The 22,173-nt window shown below is 71.6% G+C and carries 16 protein-coding genes; 7 read left to right on the top strand and 9 right to left on the bottom strand.

Going from position 1 to position 22,173, the window contains the following annotated elements; all coding sequences use genetic code 11:
- The first annotated feature begins 373 nt into the window (after positions 1–373).
- Positions 374–1,813 carry an alkaline phosphatase family protein gene (locus tag ACIO9K_RS36235; protein WP_400336111.1) on the top strand — a complete coding sequence of 480 codons (1,440 nt, stop codon included), beginning with the start codon at positions 374–376 and terminating at the stop codon, positions 1,811–1,813.
- Positions 1,814–2,364: 551 nt separating this feature from the next.
- Entirely contained in the window at positions 2,365–2,874 is a 510-nt protein-coding gene (locus ACIO9K_RS36230) for a hypothetical protein (protein ID WP_363623780.1), read from the top strand.
- Between the two features lie 131 nt (positions 2,875–3,005).
- Here the strand turns inward: ACIO9K_RS36230 and ACIO9K_RS36225 are convergent, their stop codons facing one another.
- Positions 3,006–3,155, bottom strand: a complete 150-nt coding sequence (locus ACIO9K_RS36225; protein WP_363623781.1) for a hypothetical protein — start codon at positions 3,153–3,155, stop codon at positions 3,006–3,008.
- A gap of 487 nt (positions 3,156–3,642) precedes the next feature.
- Between ACIO9K_RS36225 and ACIO9K_RS36220 the strand changes: the two genes are divergently transcribed.
- Entirely contained in the window at positions 3,643–4,782 is a 1,140-nt protein-coding gene (locus ACIO9K_RS36220; RefSeq protein ID WP_400336109.1) for an alpha/beta hydrolase family protein, read from the top strand.
- Positions 4,783–5,079: 297 nt separating this feature from the next.
- Complete coding sequence (locus ACIO9K_RS36215; RefSeq protein WP_400336107.1) at positions 5,080–6,399, top strand: ALF repeat-containing protein; 1,320 nt, start codon at positions 5,080–5,082, stop codon at positions 6,397–6,399.
- Positions 6,400–6,783: 384 nt separating this feature from the next.
- On the opposite strand, the gene ACIO9K_RS36210 is transcribed toward ACIO9K_RS36215, so the two are convergent.
- From ACIO9K_RS36210 to ACIO9K_RS36190, 5 genes are all read right to left on the bottom strand, one after another.
- Entirely contained in the window at positions 6,784–8,517 is a 1,734-nt protein-coding gene (locus tag ACIO9K_RS36210; protein ID WP_400336105.1) for an ABC transporter family substrate-binding protein, read from the bottom strand.
- Positions 8,518–8,567: 50 nt separating this feature from the next.
- On the bottom strand, positions 8,568–10,730 hold the full coding sequence (locus tag ACIO9K_RS36205; protein WP_400336103.1) for a dipeptide ABC transporter ATP-binding protein: 2,163 nt from the start codon (positions 10,728–10,730) through the stop codon (positions 8,568–8,570).
- Positions 10,727–11,587, bottom strand: a complete 861-nt coding sequence (locus ACIO9K_RS36200; RefSeq protein WP_400336145.1) for an ABC transporter permease — start codon at positions 11,585–11,587, stop codon at positions 10,727–10,729. Before ACIO9K_RS36200 ends, ACIO9K_RS36205 begins: the two co-directional genes overlap by 4 nt.
- 175 nt (positions 11,588–11,762) lie before the next feature.
- Positions 11,763–12,746: an ABC transporter permease gene (locus ACIO9K_RS36195; protein WP_363587103.1), complete on the bottom strand. Its 984-nt coding sequence runs from the start codon at positions 12,744–12,746 to the stop codon at positions 11,763–11,765.
- A 324-nt stretch (positions 12,747–13,070) separates the two neighbouring features.
- Positions 13,071–14,513: an MFS transporter gene (locus ACIO9K_RS36190; RefSeq protein WP_400336100.1), complete on the bottom strand. Its 1,443-nt coding sequence runs from the start codon at positions 14,511–14,513 to the stop codon at positions 13,071–13,073.
- A 586-nt stretch (positions 14,514–15,099) separates the two neighbouring features.
- On the opposite strand from ACIO9K_RS36190, the gene ACIO9K_RS36185 reads away from it, so the two are divergent.
- Positions 15,100–15,414 carry a hypothetical protein gene (locus ACIO9K_RS36185; RefSeq protein WP_400336098.1) on the top strand — a complete coding sequence of 105 codons (315 nt, stop codon included), beginning with the start codon at positions 15,100–15,102 and terminating at the stop codon, positions 15,412–15,414.
- A gap of 215 nt (positions 15,415–15,629) precedes the next feature.
- On the opposite strand, the gene ACIO9K_RS36180 is transcribed toward ACIO9K_RS36185, so the two are convergent.
- Positions 15,630–16,763: a DUF6528 family protein gene (locus tag ACIO9K_RS36180; RefSeq protein ID WP_363587106.1), complete on the bottom strand. Its 1,134-nt coding sequence runs from the start codon at positions 16,761–16,763 to the stop codon at positions 15,630–15,632.
- A gap of 237 nt (positions 16,764–17,000) precedes the next feature.
- Between ACIO9K_RS36180 and ACIO9K_RS36175 the strand changes: the two genes are divergently transcribed.
- Positions 17,001–17,546, top strand: coding sequence for a hypothetical protein (locus tag ACIO9K_RS36175; protein WP_363587107.1), 546 nt, complete (start codon positions 17,001–17,003; stop codon positions 17,544–17,546).
- A 252-nt stretch (positions 17,547–17,798) separates the two neighbouring features.
- Here ACIO9K_RS36175 and ACIO9K_RS36170 read toward each other — a convergent pair whose 3' ends face one another.
- Positions 17,799–19,088 (bottom strand): hypothetical protein, encoded by a 1,290-nt coding sequence (locus tag ACIO9K_RS36170; RefSeq protein ID WP_400336096.1) that lies wholly within the window; start codon positions 19,086–19,088, stop codon positions 17,799–17,801.
- 385 nt (positions 19,089–19,473) lie between these two features.
- Between ACIO9K_RS36170 and ACIO9K_RS36165 the strand changes: the two genes are divergently transcribed.
- Positions 19,474–20,682: a phospholipase gene (locus ACIO9K_RS36165; RefSeq protein ID WP_400336094.1), complete on the top strand. Its 1,209-nt coding sequence runs from the start codon at positions 19,474–19,476 to the stop codon at positions 20,680–20,682.
- A 315-nt stretch (positions 20,683–20,997) separates the two neighbouring features.
- On the opposite strand, the gene ACIO9K_RS36160 is transcribed toward ACIO9K_RS36165, so the two are convergent.
- The gene (locus tag ACIO9K_RS36160) at positions 20,998–22,035 is read right to left on the bottom strand and encodes an NAD-dependent epimerase/dehydratase family protein (RefSeq protein WP_400336092.1); all 1,038 of its coding nucleotides are present in this window, start codon (positions 22,033–22,035) and stop codon (positions 20,998–21,000) included.
- Positions 22,036–22,173 lie beyond the last annotated feature (138 nt).

Genomic DNA, 22,173 nt, shown 5'->3' with positions numbered 1-22,173 from the left:
CCCGCGCACCAGGGCCTCGGCAACCCGGTGAGCGGTGGTCCACGTTGTTCCCTGAACAACGGGCGAATGATCGGGAATCTGCGGTCACCACCCGACTTTGCCGGCCTCTGGTGGAAGGTCACCGTGGTGACCGTGCCCCGGAGGCCCGGCTTCGAACAGCGTACGGACCGCCCCCCGCCCGGCGTTCGGGCGTCCCTTCAGGGCCGTCAGCAGTGTGGTGCGGGGGCGCCCGCAGCGCCTGGCGGGTACCTGACATTTCCTTTGCTGTTCATCCGCCGTCTCCACTGCCTCGAAGCTCCCGGGGGAAGGCCACAGGTGGTCCGGTGCGGTGACATCCCGCACGCGCACCGGCGCGACGGAGAGGGTGGGGCTGATGTCCGGAATAACCCGACGGAGGCTGCTGGGATCGGCGGCCGGCGCGATGGGAGCGGCAGCGGCGATGAGCCTGCTGCCACCGAGTGTCCAACGAGCGGTAGCGGCGGGGGTACCGAAGGCCGGTTCGCTGCGGGACGTCCGGCACGTGGTCCTGCTGATGCAGGAGAACCGGTCCTTCGACCACTACTTCGGCACGCTGGCCGGTGTCCGCGGCTTCGCGGACCCGAACGCGCTGCGGCTGGACGACGGGCGCTCGGTGTTCTACCAGCCCGACAGCGTCAACCCGGACGGCTACCTGCTGCCGTTCCACCTGGACACCCTCACCACGAGCGCGCAGGCGATCCCGTCCACCAGCCACTCCTGGTCGGTGCAGCACCGGGCCTGGAACGGCGGGAAGATGGACCGGTGGCTGTCCGCGCACCGGTCCGCCGACGGCGTCAACGGCCCGTACGTGATGGGGTACTACACCCGGGAGGACATCCCCTTCCAGTTCGCCCTGGCCGAGTCGTTCACCATCTGCGACAACTACTTCTGCTCGGTCCAGGGACCGACCTGGCCCAACCGGCTGTACTGGATGACGGGTTCGATCGGAGCCGACGGCGGCCAGGGCGGCCCGATCATCAGCAACTCGGCGCCCGAGCCGCTGACCTGGAAGACCTACCCCGAACAGTTGGAGGCGGCCGGCGTCAGCTGGCAGGTCTACCAGGAAGCCGACAACTACGGCACCAACATGCTCTCGCTCTTCAAGAGCTTCCAGCAGGCCGCGCCCGGCAGCGCGCTGCACCGCAAGGGCATGACGGCCCGGCCGGCCGGCACCTTCGAGGACGACGCGCGCAACAACCGGCTGCCCGCCGTCTCCTGGATCCTGCCGACCGGCTACCAGTCCGAGCACCCGGACTACCTGCCCGCCGCCGGTGCCGACTACGTCGCCTCCAAGATCGAGGCGGTCGCCTCGAACCCCGAGGTCTGGGCGAAGACGGTGTTCATCCTCAACTACGACGAGAACGACGGGCTGTTCGACCACGTGCCGCCACCGGTGCCCCCGGCCGCGACGCCGGGCGAGTTCGTCGGCGGTCTGCCGATCGGCGGCGGCTTCCGGGTGCCGTGCATCATCATCTCGCCCTGGACGGTGGGCGGCTGGGTCGCCGGCGAGGCCTTCGACCACACCTCGGTGCTGCAGTTCCTGGAACGGTTCACCGGAGTCCGGTCGGCCACCGTCACCGACTGGCGTCGCAACGCCTTCGGGGACCTCACCTCGGCCTTCCAGTTCAACGGCGGCGTGTGCAAGGCCCCGGCGCTGCCCCCGACCGCCGAGCAGCTCGAACTGGCCAAGTACGAGGTGTCGAACTATCCGGCGCCCGCCCTTCCGGGCGCGGGCCAACAGTTCCCCACCCAGGAACCCGGCGACCGGCCGCACCGGCCGCACCGACCCCGATAGCGCCCAGTAGCACCCGGCGGTCTTCGGCCAGGGCCCGGGCCGAAGGCCGCTGCGCACCGCCGGCGGGGCCTACGCCGCGTCAGACCGGCCTCCCAACCACCGCGACGCTGTTGCCGATCGTCAACGTGACCGCCCGTCCCCGAGAGTGCGGTCCGGGAGGTCCGTGCTGGACCCGCGACGGCCACGGCCACCGGGGGTTCGAACTGCACCGAAGCGCCGAGCAACTCGACAGCCTCACCGACGTCCCCGAAGCATCAGGCCGCACCAGCCGATGGCGGCTGTCCGACAGCGTCGCGGTCGAGGAGTTCCGGAACCGGAGCAGCGACGCGCCACGTCGTCGGCGCGCATTCATCCGGAGCCGAGGTGAATCCGGCCGACGCCAGGTGGAAGAGGCCGCTGCACGAGCAGCAGCCGCACAGCAGATCACGACAGCCACCGGATGACGACCGCTGCTTGACGGAGCCGATTCCACACAATGGTGCGGTTGACGGTCCTTCGACCGTGCCGGAGCGGTAAGTTGACGGCTGCCGACTATGGAAAGAAGCACCGACGTGACCATCGACCAGGCTGCCCTCGGCAGCGCCGTGAAGGCAGTCGCCGCCGCCGCACACGCCGATGACCCGGCTGCGCTGTACCGCGCCGTGATGCCGCCGGCGGGCACGGACACGCCTCCGGCAGAGGCCGCCAGCTGGTTCGGGTCGCTCCTCATTCACCTGGCGCTCGCCGCGGCGAGCGCTTCGCGGTTGGAGCGGGGCTGCCCCCGGGAGACCGTCGCGGGGTGGATCGGGGAGGTGCTGGGCCCGCTGCCCACCCCCGCGCTGCTGCGCGCTGCGGATCCCGGCCGCATCGACCACGTCGAGGCGGTGCGCGCCGTAGCGGACTACTCCCGGTGCCGCGAGTACGCCGTCGACCTGGTCCGGGTGGGCCTGACCGAGCCGGATGAAGCACCGGACGAGCGAGGCGTCGATGCCCACTGTGCGGTGACGAACGACAAGGACGCGCGGATCACCGTGATGGCGATGCTCGGCCGCCTCGCCTCCGTTCCCGGCGGGCGAGGTTGACGGCACCTCCCCGGTGGTGCGCGGGGCGTCGGGCCGCCTTCGGGTCGCTCGGCTCGGCCTCGCCGCTCGGCCGGACGCCTTCGCCGGGCTGTCGGGGGATCAGGCCGGCGTAGACGATCTCCACGGCCGGCTCAGCCGCCCCAGCCGAAGCTGTCGAGGGTCACGGTAGGAACGGGGGCACCGACCGGGGCCGAGGCCGTGGCGGCGGAGGGCGCGAAGGCGATGGCGGTGAGGGCGATGGCGGCGACCACGAGGGCCTGGGCGATACGGGTGCGGATCACGGCGGGTGTCCTTCGCTGCTGATGGTGTGGCTGTCCGGTACCGGCAGGCGCCTCGCGGTTGGCGCCTCGTCCGGTTGCCGTCCCGGGGTGTTCTCCCTGGCGGCGATCACCAGCTTTTCCGCTCGCCGACGGCGCCGGAAGATGTTCCGGCTGTCGCCCACCGGACTGTCCGGGGTCGGACATGGAGACATGTCCACAACAGGACTGTCAGCGCGATTTCGGTCCGAAGAGTTCGTCGACGGGGCGGTCGAAGCGGGCGTGGGCCTCCCGGTCGAGTTCTTCGGTGTCGCGGTAGGGCTAGCCACAGGACGGATACACCCGCTGGCCGGGCTGTGGCACGAGGGTGACCGTACGTAGCGTCGGCGATATGGAATCCACCTACTTAGCAGGCACGCTACGGCCCGTGCTTGGCCGGCGGAACGTCGGAACAGTCCTGGCCGTGCTGGCTACCGCGGCTGTGACGACGGGAGCCGCCTCGGCGGACACGGTGCATCGAAGCGATCGCGGACGGCTGGTTTCCGTTCAGCAGACGACCACCCTGGCCGCGAAGGAGGACGTCACCGCCGCGCTGGCCGCCGCCGGGTATGACGCGGGTGCAGTCCGGTTCGGAGTGGACGCCTACCGGCTGGTGTACCGCACCGTGGACCCCAGCGGCCGGCCGATCACCGCCAGCGGACTGCTGGTGCTGCCCCGCGGCGGCGAACACGAGTTGCGGACGGTGTCATTCACCCACGGCACGACCAGTCACCGGTCCGACGCCCCGTCCTCCACGGCCGAGGCCGGGTTCGTGTCCTCACCCGCCGTCACGTACGCGTCCGCCGGGTTCGCCGCCGTCGCCCCGGACTACATCGGGCTGGGCGCCGGCCCGGGACTCCACCCCTGGATGGACGTGCCCTCGGAGACCACCGCCTCCCTGGACATGCTCCGGGCAGCCCGCGCCTTCGTCCCGCGTACGGGCCGGGCGCTGGGACACGACGTGCTGGTCACCGGGTTCTCCCAGGGCGCCTCGGCGGCTATGGGACTCGCACGGGCACTCCAGGCCGGCGACGACCGGTGGTTCCGGCTCCAAGCCGTCGCGCCGGTCAGCGGCGCCTACGACTTCCGGCACGCCGAGCTGCCGGCGCTGCTCGACGGCTCTCTCGACCCGAAATCAAGTGTGCTGTACTCGGCGTACCTCCTCGTCGCCTGGAACCGGCTGCACCGTCTCTACGACTCCCCCGGCGAGGTCTTCCAGGCCCCGTACGACAGCACGGTCGAGGTGCTGTTCGACGGTTCACACACCGGCCCGCAACTCTTCGCCGGCACACCCGACACCATCGACGCACTGCTCACCCCACACGGCTTCGAGATGCTGCGCCACCCAACCGGCCGACTGGCCAAGGCACTTCGGGTAGCCGACAGCACCTGCGACTGGGCACCACGCGTCCCGGTCCGCTTGTACGCGGCCGACGCGGACGAGCAGGCGGCCAACGCCAACACCGACCACTGCGAGGCCACGCTGCGATCGCACGGCGTGAACGCGGCGGTCGTCGACCTCGGCACCCCCGACTTCGCGGGTTCCAGACACCTCGGCTCCAACGTCGTCGGCACCGCCGCCGTCGTGCGCTGGTTCAGTCGACTGCGCTGAGATCCCGCCGGCCCGCCCCGCCCGCTCCGCACCGACCGGGCCGGTGCGGAGCGGGCGGCAGGTGTACCGGGCCCGGGGTGTGGACGGCGCGGACCGGGACGGCGTCCCGAACGGGTGGGGACGGGGACGCCGGGCAGCTCTCCCGGCTGGTGTGACCAGGCGGTGCGCGACGAAGCCGAAGCGTGGGACGTGACGGAAATGTGTTCGCCAGCGGGGGGTACCGTTGCTATACGATCACTCGGCCGACCGTCGCGAGGCCGCGACTGGCTCATCCGCGTTGCAGATCCCGGGGGACCGTTGAAGATCCGTCATTCGCTCGCTGCCGTCCTCCTCGCCGCAGCCGCCGCGCCCGTCGCCCTGGGCGCCGCCCCGGCGTTCGCCGACACCGTCCCGACGGGGCAGGAGCAGACCGACCCGGCCGAGACCAAGGCGGACGAGGAGAACCGGGCGGCGATCGAGAGGCTGCTCGTCTACCCGAACGACTACCTGCTCACGGCTCCGAGCGACTACCTGCGCGAGCACGCGGGCCAGGCCCTCGCCGGCACCCCCGCGGACCGGGCGCACTTCCTCGCGGTGGAGGCGGACAGGATCCGCCGGGACGACGCGCGGATCGCGATCCTGCGGACCATGAACGCCGCCGGCCCGGCCGTCACGAAGGCCGCCAACGCCGTGTTCGGCTCGAACGACCTCGACGTGTTCCGCGCCTACCTGAACGTCGGCCAGTACACGGCCCGGACCGAGGACGAGAACCGCGCCAAGCTGCAGCACCTCCTCGACGACCCGAACAGCGGACCGGGTGTGCGCGAGGGCGCCCAGCAGGCGCTGGCGGGAACCGCCGCGGATGTCGAGCGCTTCCTCGACACGGGGCTGAAGACGGCCGCCGAGCACGACGACCGGGTCCTGCTCAGCCAGATCATGTCCCACGGCGGCCCGGCGGTGAAGAAGGCCGCCAACGCCGCGATGTCCGGCACCATCGAGGACGTCCGCGCCTTCCTGAAGACCGGCCAGTACGTCGCCCGGGCGGAGGACGAGAACCGCGCCAAGGTCCAGGACGTCCTCGCCGACGCGGGCACCGGCCGCCACGTCCGGGAGGCGGCCGAGAAGGCGCTCGCCGGCAGCGCGGCGGACGTCGAGAACTTCCTGAAGACGCAGCTGGAGCCGCTGCGGGCGAGCGACGACCGGATCCACGTCTCGCAGCTCGTCGAGGCCGGGGGGCCCGAGGTCCGCAAGGCCGGCCTCGCCGCGCTCGACGGCGGCATCGCGGAGGTCCGGGCCTTCCTGAAGGAGGGCCAGTTCACCGCCCGGGCCAAGGACCAGGCCGCCGCGAAGACCACTGCCGAGACCGCTACGGAGACCTCGCGGAGCGGCTCCGGTACCACCCGGGCGGTCACCACCGTGACCCCCGACGCCACGGTCGCCCCCGTCTCGGCCGCCGGCGGCACGACGACCACCGCGACGACGACCACCGCGACCACGGACGGCCGGAGCGCCGCCGGTGGCTCGCTGGCCGCCACCGGCTCGACCGCCCCGCTCGGGCAGCTCGGCGCCGCCGCAGGCGCGGCCGTCGTGCTGGGCGCCGGCGCGGTCGTCGCCTCGCGCCGCCGCTCGCAGGCCTGATCACCCTCCTCCGCGGGCCGGTCCACACCTCGCGCCGGCCGGCGGAGCGTTCCCTGCACACCCGCACCTGCACCCGCACCCCGTCCCGCGCCCACGGACGGGCCGCGCGCGCCGCGCTCGGTCCCGGCCCCCGCCCGTACCCGCTCCCCCGTCCCCCGTGGTGCAGATCCCCTCTTCTCCAGCACGCGGGACGGACACCCGGCCACTGCTCCACACCCCCGGCGCCGTCCTCCCGGAGGCGCGCGGCCGATGTTGAGGCGCGACGGCCCCCGGGCTGGAGCGCCCGGGGGCGGCGGCGAGCTGCTGGGCCGCGGCGTCCTCGGCCCCGCTCGTCAAGTGGTGCTGCTCACGAGCGGGCCCCGCAGGGGCGCCGGAACGCCGGTGCTACTTCTGCCAGCCGATGGTCTCGGGCAGCGGGCTGTAGAAGATGGTGGCACCGACGTTGGCGAGGCCCTTCCTGATGCCGTAGGTGGAGGGGCCGCTGTAGAGCGGCAGGAAGGCGTACTGCTGGAGGGCCTTCTGCTCGACCTTGTTGACGGCCGCGACCTGCTGGCCGAGGTCGGCGATCTCGCCGGTGGCGCGGATCTCCTTGTCCAGCTCGGGAGTTCCGGCTCCGGTGATGTTGGAGTCACGGTCCGAGCAGTAGAAGTCGCACAGGTACCGCGCGCCGAAGGGGTCCGTCGAGCGGTTGCCGGAGATGAACAGGTCGAAGCGGCGGTCGCTGAGCACCTTGGAGAAGTCGTTCTCGGAGACCTTGTTGACGTTCACCTTCACGCCGACGGCCTTGAGCATCGCGGTGAGCGCGCCGGCGGTGGCCTTCTCGATGGGGTCGTCGCCGAGCACGGTGTAGCCGAGCTCGAGTTGCTTGCCGTCCTTGGCGCGGATGCCGTCGGCTCCGGGCTTCCAGCCGGCCGCGTCCAGGGTCTTCCGCGCCTCCTGCGGGTCGTACTTCAGGACAGCGGCGACGTTGTCCTGGTAGCCCTGCTGGAAGCTGTAGAGCACCGCCGAGCCGGGCAGCGGCTCCGTGTAGTCGAGGCCCTGGAACCGGATCTTCGTGATCTGCGGACGGTCGATGCTCTCCTGCACCGCCTTGCGGACCTGGACGTCACCGAGGAACGGGGACTTGGCGTTGAGGTACAGCGCGTACTCGAAGGGGCTGCCGCCGCTGCGGATCTCGGCGTCCTTGACCGTCCTCACCTGCTTGAGGTTCTCCGCGGTCCCGACGGGGGCGTAGTCGAGTTCGCCGTTCTTGAAGGCGTTGATCGAGGCGGCGCTCTCCAGGTTGACGTAGACGCGCTTGTCGAGCTTGCCCGGCCGGCCCCACCAGTTGGGGTTGCGCACGAAGGTGATGTTGCCGGAGTGCTCGTCCCAGGTGCCCACGGTGTACGGTCCGGTGCCCCATTCGGGGTGGGCCGTCTTGACGTACGCCTTGTTGAAGTTGTCGACGGTGGCGGCCTGGGGGTGCAGGAAGGTGGTGAACAGCGCGGACCAGGAGGCGTTGACGCCCTTGAAGGTGATGACCGCCTGCTTGTCGTCGGCGCCCCGGGTGACGGAGGTGATGCGGTCGTAGCCGTCGGTGGAGGAGGCCGCGTAGTCCTTGTCCGAGCCGTTGTTGGCCTTCCAGGTGGCTTCGATGGCCCGCCAGTCGATGGGGGTGCCGTCGTTGAAGACGGCCTTGGGGTTGAGGGTGATGACGACCTTCTGGTCGCCGCCCTCGACCGAGACCTTCACGTCGCTGTAGTAGTCCGGGTTGTACTGGACCTCGCCGGTGGGCGAGTAGGTGATGGCGTGGGCGTTGTACCAGGACCAGATCCGCGAGGAGTTCAGGGTGCCGTTGACGTTGAAGGGGTTGCCCTGCTCGTCGAAGGTCCCCGCGGTGGTGTAGGTGCCGCCGTCCTTGATGTTCTCGTACGGCTGGGGGTTGTAGTCGGTGACCGAGGACGCGACCTTGGCGGCGTTCTCGGCGTTCGGCCCGGAGGATCCGCCGGGGGATCCGCCGGGGGATCCGCCGGGGGATCCGCCGGAGGCAGACGAGGAGGAGGACGGGGAGGAGCACGCGGTGGCGGCGACCAAGACGGCCGCGGCGAGCGCGAGGGGCAGGGCGAGCTTCCGGCGCATGGGTTGTCCTTGGTGGGAATCGGTGAGAAGGGGGTGGGACGGGGCGGGTGTCAGACCGCGTGGCAGGCGTACTGGTGGTCGGAGCCGTCCGGGGCGCCGACGGTCGCCGGCCGCTCGGTGCGGCAGCGGGTCCGTACGCTCTCGTCGGCCTCCCGGTACAGCGGGCAGCGGTCGACGAACACACAGCCCTCCGGCAGCCGGGTGGCACTGGGCTGCTCGCCCGCGAGGACGACGCGCTCGCGGTGGCGCTCGCGCTCCGGGTCGGGCACCGGGATCGCCGACAGCAGGGCCTGGGTGTACGGGTGCCGGGGTCGGGCGAAGATCTCCTCGGTGGCACCGGACTCGACGATGTGCCCGAGGTACATCACCGCGATGCGGTCGGAGACGTAGCGCACCACGGCCAGGTCGTGGGCCACCACCAGGTATGCCAGGCCCAGTTCGCGCTTCAGCCGGGCGAGCAGGTTGATGATCTCGGCCTGCACGGAGACGTCCAGCGCGGACAGCGGTTCGTCCAGGACCAGGAGTTTCGGCTCGCGGGCCAGGGCGCGGGCGATGCCGACGCGCTGGCGCTGGCCGCCGGACAGGGCGGCGGGGAAGCGGTCGCCCATGGCGCGGTCCAGGCCCACCAGGTCCAGGAGACGGGTGACCCGGGACCGGATGGCCGTCCGGTCGGCACCGGCGGCCTGGAGCGGTTCGGCCAGCAGGTCGAAGACGGTCAGGCGGGGGTCCAGGGCGTCCGTCGGGTCCTGGAGGACGATCTGGACGTCGCGCCGCAGCTCGCGCACCTGGGCGGCCGACCGCAGCGTGGCGACGTCGGTGCCGGCCACTTCGATGCGACCGCCCTCGGGGGCGCGCAGCCGCAGCACCTCGCGCAGCGTGGTGGTCTTGCCGCTGCCGGACTCCCCCACCAGGCCCAGGGTCTCGCCCGCGCGCAGTTCGAAGCTGACGTGGTTGACCGCGTGCAGGGTTCCCACCCGGCGCTTGAGGAGGGCCCCCTTGGTGACGGGGAAGGTCTTGACCAGGTCCTCCACGCGCAGGACCACCTCGCCCGCGGTCCGCTCTCCGGCGCGGGACGGCGGCACGGCAGCGGCGCGCCCGGCCGGGTCGAGGGTTCCGTCGGCGATCTCCCGCGCGCGGTGGCAGGCGACGCGGCCGCGCTGCCCGACCGGTGCGGTCGAGTCCGGTGCGGTCGAGTCCGGTGCGGTCAGGTCCGGTGCGGTCAGGTCCAGTGCGGTCAAGTCCGGTTCGGTGGTCCGGCACACGTCCTGGGCCACCGCGCAGCGGGGCGCGAAGGGGCAGCCGCCGGGCAGGCCGACCAGGGAGGGCGGCTCGCCGCCGACCGGGATCAGGGGCCGTTCGACGCCGCTGTCCACGGTGGGGACACTGGCCAGCAGCCGGGCGGTGTAGGGCATCGTGGGGCGGCGGAAGAGCTCGTCGACGCTCGCGTGCTCGACGATCCGTCCGGCGTACATGACGGCGACGTCGTCGGCGTGGCCCGCCACCACGCCCAGGTCGTGGGTGATCAGGACGAGGCCGGCGCCGGTCTCGCGCTGGGCCAGGCGCAGCACGTCGAGGATCTGCGCCTGGACGGTGACGTCGAGCGCCGTGGTGGGCTCGTCGGCGACGAGGACCGAGGGCTTGTTGGCGATGGCCAGGGCGATGACGACGCGTTGGCGCATGCCGCCGGAGAACTCGTGCGGGAACGACTTGGCGCGTTCGCGCGGGTCGGGGATGCCGACCAGGTCGAGCAGTTCCACCGCCTGCTCCCACGCGTCCTTCTTCGACAGTTCCCGGTGCACGCGCAGGGCCTGGGAGAGCAGCCGACCGACGCTGAAGATGGGCGTGAGCGCGGACATCGGGTCCTGGAAGACCATGCCGATGTCCTTGCCGCGCACCCGGGAGAGGCCCTTGTCGTCCATCGCCGCCAGGTCGCGGCCGCCCAGCAGGATCCGGCCGCCGAGGCGCGCGGTGGGCGGCAGCAGGCCCATGACGGCGAGGGCGGTGGCGGACTTGCCGGAGCCGGACTCGCCGACGATGCCCAGGGTGCGCCCTGGCAGCAGATCGAAGCCGATGCCGCGCACGGCCTCCACCGGTCCGGCCTCGGAGGGGAAGGAGACGCTCAGGTCGCGTACGGACAGGACGGGTGCGGGCTCGGTGGGCCCGGCCGGGGAGCCGGCCACGGGCCCGGTGTGGTGGGCGGGTGCGAGGGTCATCGTCGGCCTCCTGCCGCGCCGGTGGTGGACGTGGGGTCGAGGGCGTCGCGCAGGCCGTCGCCGACGAAGGTCATCGAGACGGTGAGCAGGACGGTCAGCCCGGCGGGGAAGGCGAAGAGCCACGGGGCGCTGGTGATGGTGCCCGCGCCGTCGGCGAGCATCGTGCCCAGCGACACGTCCGGGGTCTGCACGCCGAAGCCCAGGAAGGACAGGGCGGTCTCGCTGAGCACGGTGGAGACCACGCCCAGGGTGAGGTTGACGATGAGCAGGGAGCCCAGGTTCGGGATGATGTGGCGCACCACGATGCGCAGGGGGCGCACGCCCATGTACTCCGCGGCGCGCACGTAGTCGCGCTCGCGCAGGGACGTGGACACCGACCAGACCACGCGCGCGGTGGACATCCAGCCGAACACCGTCAGCACGAGGATGAGGACCCGCCAGTCGCCCGCCAGCCGGTGCGAGACCAGGGCGAGGATGAGGAAGGAGGGCACGATCAGCAGGAAGTGGATGACGGCGAGGGTGGTCTTCTCCACCCGGCCCCCGAAGTAGGCCGCGCCCGCGCCCACGACCGCGGCGATGGCGACGGTCAGCACGGACACGCTCACCGCGATCACCAGCGAGCGCTGGAGGCCGTGCACGGCGGCGGCGTAGACGTCGTTGCCGCCCTGGTTGGTGCCGAACCAGTGCTCGGCGCTGGGGGCCTGGGTCAGTGCCGAGAAGTCGGCGTCCGCGTAGCCGTACGGGGTGAACAGGTCGCCGAGCGCGCTGAACAGCACGAGCAGCAGGAAGATCACCACGCCGGCGACGGCGATCCGGTTGCGCAGGAAGCGCCGTAGGTAGAGACGGCGCCGGCCCAGATAGTGCCCGTCGTGCCCGTCGTGCCCGTCGTGCCCGTCGTGCCCGTCATGCCTGTCGCGCCCATCGTGCCCGGCGTGCCCGGTGGGCCCGGTGGGCGGCGGATCGGCGGCTTGCGCGGGTGCGATGGCGAGTACGCCTTCGGAGGTCGCGTCGGGGCTCACAGGGGTGCCCATCTCAGCTCACCCGCACTCTCGGGTCGAGGAGAACGGTGGCGATGTCCGCGAGGATCGCGCCGATCGCGGTCAGGGCGGCGGCGAAGGCGGCGGTCGCCACGGTGCCGTGCACGTCGTTCTTGCCGATGGTCTGGATGAAGTACTGGCCCATGCCGTTCCAGCCGAAGATCGTCTCCGTGAGGACCGCGCCGGTGAAGACGGCCGGGATGCTGAAGGCCACGGACTGTGCGGTGGGGATCAGGGCGGTGCGCAGGGCGTGCCGGCGGATCGCCTGGGCACGGGTGAGCCCGGTGGCCCGGGCGGTGCGCACGAAGTCGGAACCGATGACGTCCAGCAGCAGGGAGCGCTGGGTGAGGTGGTAGCCCACGTAGCCCGTCAGGGTGAGCGTCAGCGTCGGCAGGATCAGGTGCAGCAGCCGGTCACCGACCGTCGCCCAGAACCCTTCCACGCCGGGCGAGTTCTCCCCCGCGACGTACAGGAAGTGCCAACCGGCCTGCTCGTTCAGCCGGATGGCCAGCAGCACCAGGGCGAGGGCGGCGATGGACACCGGGACGTTGAACAGCGCCATGGAGAGGGCCTGGGCGGCCCGGTCCCTCCAGCCGTACTGGCGCGAGGCGGTGTGGACCGCGAGGGCGACACCGACGACGACCGACAGGACCGTCGCGCCGATCACCAGTTCGGCGCTGACGAGGGAGCGGTAGCCGATCTCCCCGTTCACCTGGACCCCGACCGGGGAGCGGCCCCAGTCGAAGTGCAGGACCACGCTGGTCAGCCAGTCCCACCAGCGGTGGAGCAGCGGCTCGTGCGGGTCGAGGTTGTAGGGGGCCAGGGCCCGGGATATCTGCTCCTCGGTGCGGACCGGACGCAGTTCCTTGAAGTTCGAGCGCGGGTCGAGGAACCAACTGGCGAGGAAGTAGGTGGCGTTGGTGGCCATGGCGATCACCAGGAACCAGCCCGCCGCCCTGCGTGTCACGTACCGGAGCACGGGCGGCACCTCCCCACCAGGTGCGGCGGGTGCGCCTGGGGAACGTCGGGTCTGGAGGAGGTACGCATGCAGGTGGAAACCTTCTGGGGCGAGAGCCGGGTGCACGATCGTGCAGATGCGAGTCTGTGTACGACTGGTGCGCGACGCCAGTGATCTGGGCATATGTACATGGGAACGAAACACCCCCGCAGCAAAGAGGCGTTGAACCCACTCCCCCGTTCACATTCGCAGGTGGCCGGGTCGACGACGTCTTCCCGAAACACCTCGACTCCCCCCACACACAAGTCGAGCGAACCTGTGGGGCCATGGAGCACAGGTACCTGCTCAGGGGGCGGGCCGGGTGCGCAGGGTGCGGTCGGCGAGGGTCGTCAGGACCAGGACGACGCCGACGCCGACCATGATCCAGGCGATGAGGTGCATGCCGCGGTCGGAGACGTGGGTGCGGAAGACGATGCCGGTGATTGCGGAAGCGACGATCGAGCCGAGGTAGCCGAAGGTGCGCAGCAGGCCGGAGGCGGTGCCGAGTTGTTCGGCGGGAGCGTGTTCGTAGAGGGCGGTCTGGTTGCCCGCGCCGGACGTGCCCATGGCGACGCCGAAGATGAGCGTGACCACCACGACCCATCCGATCCAGCCCGAGGTGCTGAGCAGCAGTACGCCGGCGGATCCGATGAGGCAGGCCAGGGCCGCTGCCATGACCGGTCCGCGCACCGGGTTGTGCCGGGAGACGAGCGAGATCACCAGGCCGGACATGAGCGTCATGGGCAACAGGAGCAGTCCGGCTTCGGTCCCGGACAGGCCCCGGACGCTCTGGGCCCACTGGGTGACGCCGTAGAGCACGACGTACGCGCAGACCAGGACCAGGCCGTAGCGAAGATAGGTGCTGGTCAGGGCCCGGTTGCCGGCGAGCAGGTGCAGGTCGAGGAACGGGGTGCCGGCTCGCAGCTCCCACAGCACCAGGGCGATCCACAGCACGGCGGAGATCGCCAGCAGGTACCAGTGGGCGTCGGGCAGGGCGAACAGGAACAGCAGCAGCGTGATCATCGCGGCGGCGAACCCGGCGATGCCGATCACATCCAGGGCGGCCGCGACGTCACGGGCGCGTCGGCTGCGGTCCGGTGGGCTGTCGGACGGGCTGTCCGGTGGGCTGTCGGGTGGGACCCAGGCCACTGTCGTGACCAGCGCGACGAGTGCGACCGGAACGTTGATGAAGAACACGGACCGCCAGCCCAGCGCGGCCACCAGAACACCGCCCAGGGGCAGCCCGAGCGAGGCGGTGGCGATGCCGGCGATCTGCAGGCCGCCCAGCACTCCGCCCGGCGGCTTGTCCAGACCGGCGTCCTCGGCGCGGCGGCGGATCAGCAGCATGGCCGTCGGATAGGCGCACGAGGTGCCCGACCCGATCAGTACTCGGCTGATCAGGAGGATCGGAAGACTGTCGGCGGCGCCGCCCATGAGTCCTCCGACGATGACGAGTCCGATTCCGGCCAGGAACACCCGTCGTGGGCCGAACACGTCGGCGGCCTTGCCCGCGGTGGGCTGGGCGATCGCGCTGGCCAGGTACAGGGCCGTGACCAGCGCGGCGGTCTGCCCGATCGACACGCCGAGTCCGTGGGCGATCGGTACGAGGGCCGTGGCGATCAGCGAGCTGTTGATCGGGTTGAGCGCCGAACCTACGAACAACGGGGTGGTGAATCGCCAGGAGAACGGACGCCCGGGCGGTATCCCGTTCACCGGAGGGGCGTTGGTCGTCGGTCCGGGGGCTGGCATCGGAATCTCCAGTACATGGTGGTCGCAGAGACTCGGCGAGGCGCCCGGGCGACAGCGTGGCGGCATCCGGGGTCGCGGTCTCATCGCTGGTGGAGGACTCGCCCAGGACGTCGGCGACGTGGTCGACGAAGGTGACGGCGGCGGGACGAGGCGTCGCACGGCGCACGGCGCACGCCGGACCAAGGCCTGCACGGCTGACGGCGTGGTTCGTTCGAGTGGATTCGTGTCGCGCAGTGGTGCGACGGCGGTGTGCGGAGGTGGGAGGCGGTCATGACGGTCCGTTGGCCTCCCCTCGTACGCGAGGATATGGGACTTGCAAGCTGAGGGAACATCAGTTCACCGGAACCGACTTCGCGGTGGTGCGGATGATCTGGCCGTTTCCGTGGCGAGGAAGTCTGCCACTGGCGCAGCAGCGGGAGGTTCGCATGGTGGTTTAGGTTGGAATCCACGGGGAGCCGGCGACAGGTCCAACACACGAGAGCCCACCAAGCAGTCGCCCGCCTCCAGCCCTGCTTCCCGCTCTGCTTCCTGCCCTGCTTCCTGCCCTGCTTCGTGCTCAGCTTCGTGCTCTGATCGGAGAACTCGCGTGTTCACCAACAACACACACCCCGTCGTGGTCCTGCACGACCTGGACGACGTCCGCGCCGAGCTCCTGGCGGAAATACAGACGGCGGGCGCGGCGGAGCGACCCGGGTTGGAGGCAGCCCTGCGTGTGGTGGATCGCCAGATGATCGTGGCGGACGAGGAGCGTGTCCGCCGGTGGGCGAGCCGGATCCTGTCCGCGGCGGACGTCGACCCCGTGCTGGACCCGGTCCGGGCCGTGAAGGTGCTGCGGGACGCCGTCCCGGGGCTGGGGCTCATTTCAGCGAACGACCTGGTGAAGTCCGTTCTCCCCCGCTGACACGGGCGAGGCGCGGCAAGCCGGGGCGGGGCCGCCGTGTACATCAGCTGAGGAGCCGCGGAGCTGAGGACCCGCACACCCGCGGCACGACCACGGCGACTGCTGCGGGTCGGACTGCCGCCAGGTCGGACGCCCGCGCCGGCCGCCGCACCGGCGAGGACGCCGCAGGCCCCGCCTCGGCGTCGAGCGTGGCCCGCGGCTGCCGGAGGACCGCGCTACCGGGGTCGGTTCGTCGGGCCCAGACCTGGAAGCGGCGTGGTCCACCAGCGGGCCTTGTACAGCTCGGTTCCGGTCAGGGCGAGCGTCCCGTCGGGGTGGTGGAAGGTGACGGCGGAGGTACACCAGGAGCAGGGCCCCGCGTGATCGGGCGTGACGGTGAGCAGGCGACCGGTGACGGGCTCACTGCCCACGCTCTTGATCCCGCGGGCCGAGTCCTCCGCGCCCAGCCCGACGGCTTCGAAGCGGTCGAGGTGTGAGTCGTAGCGCCACAGGCGGTCGCCGGTGCTGACCCAGAACGTCCCCGGCACGGAGCGCACAGGTGCGAGGTCGTGTCCCCCGACTTCCGGAAGGGGGACGCTGCGTTCGGGGGTGAGGGACGGGATGTCGGGCGTGCCACCGACCCGGAGGGCCAGCAGGGTGTCGTCCCCGAGCACCCAGAGCAGCTCCGCGCCCTCGTCCCACTGCACGGCGTGGGCCCCGTCGAGTTCCTGCTCGGTATAGGTGGTGCTGCGAGGCCCCTCCGAGGCCGCGTACAGCCGCACCCATCCACCGGTGCTGGCGACCACGGCGACGTTGCCGTCCGGTAGGAGCTCCGCGCTGTGGGGGTTGACGGAGGTGCCGAGGTCCGTGGCCCAGATCGGCGTGCCGGTCGCCGTGTCGACCAGGGCTGCCAGGCCACCCGAGGCGGTGACCAGGAGGGAGCCTTCACCGTCGAGCACCACGTCCCTGGCCTCGGTGGGCCTGGCCCAGCTGCGGGCCGGCTCCAGGTCGGCCAGCCGATCGTCGCCGTCAGCGGTCCACGACCACACCACCGGCAACCGGTCGGCCTCGGGTTCGGCCTCCCGCGCCGTCTCGCCGTCCAGGACGAGAACCTGCCGGGACGCCTGATCGACCGCGACGATCAGCGCACTGCCCCGAACGCCGGCCTGCCCGGACCCCGGGTCGGTCTGCCCGGGCCCCGGGTCGGCCGCAGCGAGCGGCGGACCACCCGGCACGGGTGCCCGCCCGGCCTCCTGATCAGCCGCGATGACCACCGCACTGCCGCGGGGCTCTCCGCCGCTGCCGTCCACGGCATGCGGGGCGGGGGTCGAACACGCCGTCAGCATCAGGCCGCCCAGGACGGATCCCACCCTGAGGCCCGCTCCGGCTCTTGCGCACACTGCCGCGTCCCTTTCGCGAGATTATTTTCAGACTTTCCACTCTGCGTCCCGGCGCCCCGGCCCGGCGTCATCCTCGTCGCGGCGTCCGGGTGAACTCGCCCCAGCGGGCCCTTGACGTCATCCGTATAGACCGCGCGCGCGTCCGGTGGAAGCATTGGTGCCAACGGGTGACCTACAGTCACCTCGAAGTTCTCCCCAAGGAGAGTCATGCGGATCAGCACGCGCATGCGCGCGGCCTCGGCTGTGCTCACCGTCATCGCGGGCAGCCTCACGTTCGCCACGGTCGGAGCGGGAACCGCCAGCGCGGGCAGCCTCACGTTCGCCACGGTCGGAGCGGGAACCGCCAGCGCGGCCGACTGCGGCCAGGTGCTCGGACCTGCCCGCACCATCGTGGCCGGCGGCCAGTCGATCGGTCGGGCCTACCTCGCCTGGAACTCCTGCAGCAAGCAGGCCTACACCGAGATCAACCTCTGGAACACCAACTACGTCAACGGCAACTGGCACGGCGGCCTGATCGACGTGAAGTCCAGCTCGAACTACAACTCGAACACGGGCTCGCCCCAGCCGAACGTCGGCTCGTGGTGGTGGGACTCCGGATACATTCCGGTGACCGGTGTTTCGAACACCCGCCTCTACCACGGCAACTGGAACTTCACCGCCGGCGGCCACAACTGCAACGGTCAGACCGTCACGTGGAACTTCTCCAACGGAAGCTACGACAGCAGCCAGGAGTCCCTGCCGCACTGCGACTGACGCTGACCGGCTCCCCCGGGCGGCCCCGTTCCCGCGGAACGGGGCCGCCCATGCGGCGGACCGGTCGTCGGCATCCGGGCGGGAGAGAGCGGCCCGCAGCTCCGGCTGGGCCTCCTCGGTGGGCGGGTACTGGCCAGCACCCGCATCCGCGCGCCGGCGCTGACGCCGCGCGCCCGACGGGCCGCCCGCGGCTGGAGCCCGCCACCCGGGGAGGATGGCGGGCTCCTTCGCGTTCGGGCTCGCCGTGCGTGCTCAGGCCCGGCGCAGCACCCGGCGCAGCCAGAGGGCGCCGGCCCCGGCGGCCGTCAGGGCGAGGCCGCCGAAGGCGAGGCCCGCGGTGTGGTCGGTCCCGGTGGAGGCGAGCTGGACGGATGACGGCGCGGCAGGCTGCGCGACGTCGGCGACGCGGGCCTGCTGGATGGACGGCGCGGTGGAGGTGGTGGATGGGCCCGCCGGAGCCGAGGCGCTCGGGGCGCTCGGGGAGGACGCGGAGACCGGCACGGCGGCGCCGGCCGGGGCCGACGGCGCCGAGGAGGAGGACGGGCTCGGCTCGGGCGCCTTCGTGGCGGCGGGCAGCACCTGAATCGTCGAGCGGGTACCGCAGTTCGTGGTTCCCCGGAACGGCTGGCCCTCGTTGACGAACACGCACGGGCCGAGCGTGGTGGTGCCCGCCGGAGTCTTCGCGTCGTACGACACCCGCACCCGGGCGACGGCCTTGCCACCCGACCGGAGGCTGGAGTCACGGCCCTGGAGGTACACGCCGTAGGGGTCGTCGGGCGCGATTCCGGCCACCTTGTCCAGCGTCCGCCAGGCCCCGTCCGCCGTACGCACCTGCACGGTCGCGTACCGGTCCACGAACAGGACGTTGCCGAGGTTGGTGTAGTCGGACGGCGTGGGGTTGTCGAGGGTGGCGTCGAACTCGACCGGCGCGCCGCCCGCGACGACGGTGGCGGGCACGTGGTCGAGCGAGCTCGTGATCGAGGTGACCTTGATCGTGCTGGTCACCTCGGCCTGCGCCGGCTCGTGGGGGTCGACGACGACGGCGGAATGCAGGGCGATGGACCGGAAGCCGCCGTTGGTGGCGCCGTTGTGGGGCAGGCCCATCGGCGCGCCGATCCGCAGGTCGACCCTGAGGGTCCGCCCGGCCGGGACGGTGAGCCCGGGCACCGTCCCGTCGTACACGACGCCTCCGGAGGTGCCGGTCATCACCAGGGGCACCGACTTCCACGTACCGTCGGCCGGGTCCCTGAAGTCGATGACGATCGCGTCCGACGGCGTTCCGACGTCGGTGACGGTCTGCAGCTCCAGGTTGTAACCGGTGCTCTCCTGGCCCGAGTTGGTGATGTCCTCGGTGAACTCGACCGGCCCACCGGCGAATCCGACCGAGGCCGGGGCCTGGACGGAGAGCGAGGTGTGCGACGGCTCTCCCGCGAAGGCCACCGGGGCGGCGGCCACGACCGATCCGCAGACTGCGGCGACGCCGAGGGCGGCGGCGACGACGATGGCACGACGGGTACGACGAACATGAACGATGGCGGACACAGTTCTCCCCTGAAACCGTTCTGCGGGCAGGCCGCAGCAGCGCGCTGATGACTGATGACTGAATGACTGATGGCGAGCGGGCCGCAGCAGGTTTGTGTGCGGCCGGGGGGGGCGACCACGGCCCCGCTTCTCACTGTCATAGACGTGGAGCCCGGCCAAAGGTTGCAGGCGGTCGGAAAGAAGTTCCTCCCCATCTCCGGACACTGCCGACGACGAGCGATCTCGGCGCAGCCGGGCCGTCAGCCCCAGCGGGCGGATCCCGACAGGCCCCTGACACACCCTCAAGTTACTATCGGGCATTTTTAAGGGGCCTCACATCTCCACCCTCGCGCCGTTCCCCGACGGCGCGTTCCAGGACGCGATCGTCTCGGGCCTGAAGGCCTCGGTGGCGGCGGGCAACAAGCTGACCGTGCGGGTCCTGGTGGGGGCCGCCCCCCTTTACAACATCACCGCGCTGCCGACCAGTTACCGGGACGACCTGCTGGCCCGGCTCGGCCCGGCCGCCGCCGCCGGCGTCACGCTGAACGTCGCCTCGATGACCACCTCAAGGACCGCCCTGTCCTGGAACCACTCCAAGCTGCTGGTGGTGGACGGCCGCAGCGTGATCACCGGCGGCATCAACAACTGGAAGGACGACTACATCGACACCACCCACCCGGTGTCCGACGTCGACCTCGCGCTGACCGGCCCCGCCGCCGCCTCGGCCGGCTCCTACCTCGACACCCTGTGGGGCTGGACCTGCAAGAACACCGGAGTGCTGTCGAACACCTGGTTCGCCTCCAGCAACGGCGCGCCCTGCCTGCCGAACCTGGAGAAGGACGCCAACCCCGGCCCGGTGCCGGCCACCGGCAACCTGCCGGTGTTCGCGATCGGCGGCCTGGGCGTCGGCATCCGGAGCGCAGACCCGGCCTCCACCCACCAGCCGGACCTGCCGGCCGCCTCCGACGCCAGGTGCGGCCTGGTCGCCCTGCACGACAACACCAACGACGACCGCGACTACGAGACGGTCAACCCCGAGGAGAGCGCGCTCCGGGCCCTGGTGGCCGGCGCCACCAGCCACATCGAGATCTCCCAGCAGGACCTGAACGGCACCTGCCCGCCGCTGCCGCGCTACGACCTGCGCCTCTACGACCTGCTCGCCGCCAAGCTCGCCGCCGACGTGAAGGTGCGCATCGTGGTGAGCGACCCGGCCAACCGCGGCACGGTCGGCAGCGGCGGCTACTCGCAGATCAAATCCCCCTCCGAGATCAGCGACGCGCTCCAGGCCCGGCTGGCGGCCCGGACCGGCGACGCGTCCGGCGCGAGGGCCACCATGTGCCGGAACCTCCAGCTCGCCTCCTTCCTCGCGGCGCCGACCGCGACCTGGGCCGACGGTCACCCGTACGCACTGCACCACAAGGTCGTCGCGGTCGACGGCTCGGCGTTCTTCGTCGGCTCGAAGAACCTCTACCCCGCCTGGCTGCAGGACTTCGGCTACCTGGTGGAGAGCCCGGACGCGGCCGCCCAGCTCGACGCGAACCTGCTGGCACCCGAGTGGCGCTGCTCGCAGGCCACCGCCACCGTCGACCACACCCGCGGCATCTGCCCGAACTGAGCGCGTTCTCCGTCCGTCAGGATCTTCCGGGGCCGCCGACGTCTCAGCACCTCGGGGCGCCGGACGGTCCTGCCGACGTCGTAGCGGGGTGCCCGGTGTCAGTTCTCGGCACCGGGTGTCCATGAAGTCGCCCTCGATCAGGCAGTGCGCCGTGCTCGTCTCCTGCAGCACTGCCGACACCTCCCAGCCGACCGTCGTCTTTCCGACGCCCGCACCACCACCGATGAGCAACAGTTCGTAGGCCATGGCGGGCCGTCATGGCAGGCCCGGGCCGCCGCCGCGATGGGAATTCGGCGGGCCCGCCAGGGTTCGCCGTCAGAGTTCGCCCGCCAGGATCCGGCGCTCCTTCTGCGGATCGATGCCGAGCACGTCGCCCTGTAGACCCTGGGTGTAGGGCTCCTCGCGCGGGCCGCGTTCCTGCAGCCAGGCCCAGGTGTCATGCACCGTCTCGGCGAGCGGGCGACAGCGCAGCCCGGCCGCCGCAGCTGCCCGGGAGTCCGCCCGCCAGATCGCGCCGGCGCTCCCGTTGTCATCGAACTCCGGGTACCAGAGTGGGAGTTCGCTCCACGGCCGGACGCCTGCCGCACGCAGCCGCTGGTCCTCAACCCAGACCAGTTCGGCGTTCGAACCGCTGGCCGCCGCACAGGCCGTGAGCAGTTCGCCGTAGGTGCTCGACCCCGGCAGCGAGGTGGTCACGAACCGGCCGCCGACGCCGCGTTCCCCCAGGTCCAGCCCGAAGGCGGCGAAGTCCCTGGCATCGACCAGTTGGATCGGCAGGTCCGGCCTGCCGGGGGCCAGCACGCGCCCGCCGCGCGCCGTCCGCTCCAACCACCAGGGCAGCCGCCCGATGCTCTCGTGCGGGCCGATCAGCAGACCGCAGTTGAGGACGGTCGATCGATCGGTGCCGAACTGTTCGAGCACAGACCGCTCGCAGCCCGCCTTGAGCGCGGTGCTGAATGGCAGGCCGGGTGGCGAGTCGGCCGGGCAGTCGTGCAGCGGCGAGTCCTCGTCGACCGGCCGGTCGGGCCAGCGGGCGAAGGCGTGGACCGAGGAGACGAAGACGTAGTGGCTCGCGTGCTCGCGCAGCAACCGGGCCGAGGTGGCGACGGCGTGCGGCTGCTGGCCGCTGGTGTCGATCACCGCCTCCCAGGCCCGGTCGGGGCCCGGCGCCCGCTCGACCAGCGCGGCCAGGTCACCGGCGTTGTGGCGGTCGCCGCGCACCGTCACGGTGCCCGGCAGGTCGGGTCCGGAACGGCCTCGGTTGAACACGGTGACCTCGTGGCCCCGGGCCAGGGCCTCCGTGACGAAGGCGCGGCCGAGGAACACCGACCCGCCGAGAACGAGGATTCGCATGTGACGATCGTGCCCCGGAGGCCGTGCCGCAGAACCGTGCGGCATCCGGCGGGTTCTCCCGGTCCCGCTGAGTGGCCGAGGCCCGGGCCGGGCCGGGCCGGGCCGTAGCCGTGGCAGCGGCGGTGACGCGTGCCGTGT

Origin of the sequence: Kitasatospora sp. NPDC087271 (assembly GCF_044744605.1) — a bacterium.
Lineage (GTDB): Bacteria > Actinomycetota > Actinomycetes > Streptomycetales > Streptomycetaceae > Kitasatospora.
This window is presented reverse-complemented; position numbering and strand designations above follow the sequence as displayed.

Coding starts and splice junctions, on each gene's coding strand:
- ACIO9K_RS36235 (WP_400336111.1), top strand. CDS start 374: ATGTCCGGAATAACCCGACGGAGGCTGCTGGGATCGGCGGCCGGCGCG.
- ACIO9K_RS36210 (WP_400336105.1), bottom strand. CDS start 8,517: ATGCGCCGGAAGCTCGCCCTGCCCCTCGCGCTCGCCGCGGCCGTCTTG.
- ACIO9K_RS36205 (WP_400336103.1), bottom strand. CDS start 10,730: ATGACCCTCGCACCCGCCCACCACACCGGGCCCGTGGCCGGCTCCCCG.
- ACIO9K_RS36190 (WP_400336100.1), bottom strand. CDS start 14,513: ATGCCAGCCCCCGGACCGACGACCAACGCCCCTCCGGTGAACGGGATA.
- ACIO9K_RS36175 (WP_363587107.1), top strand. CDS start 17,001: ATGCGGATCAGCACGCGCATGCGCGCGGCCTCGGCTGTGCTCACCGTC.
- ACIO9K_RS36160 (WP_400336092.1), bottom strand. CDS start 22,035: ATGCGAATCCTCGTTCTCGGCGGGTCGGTGTTCCTCGGCCGCGCCTTC.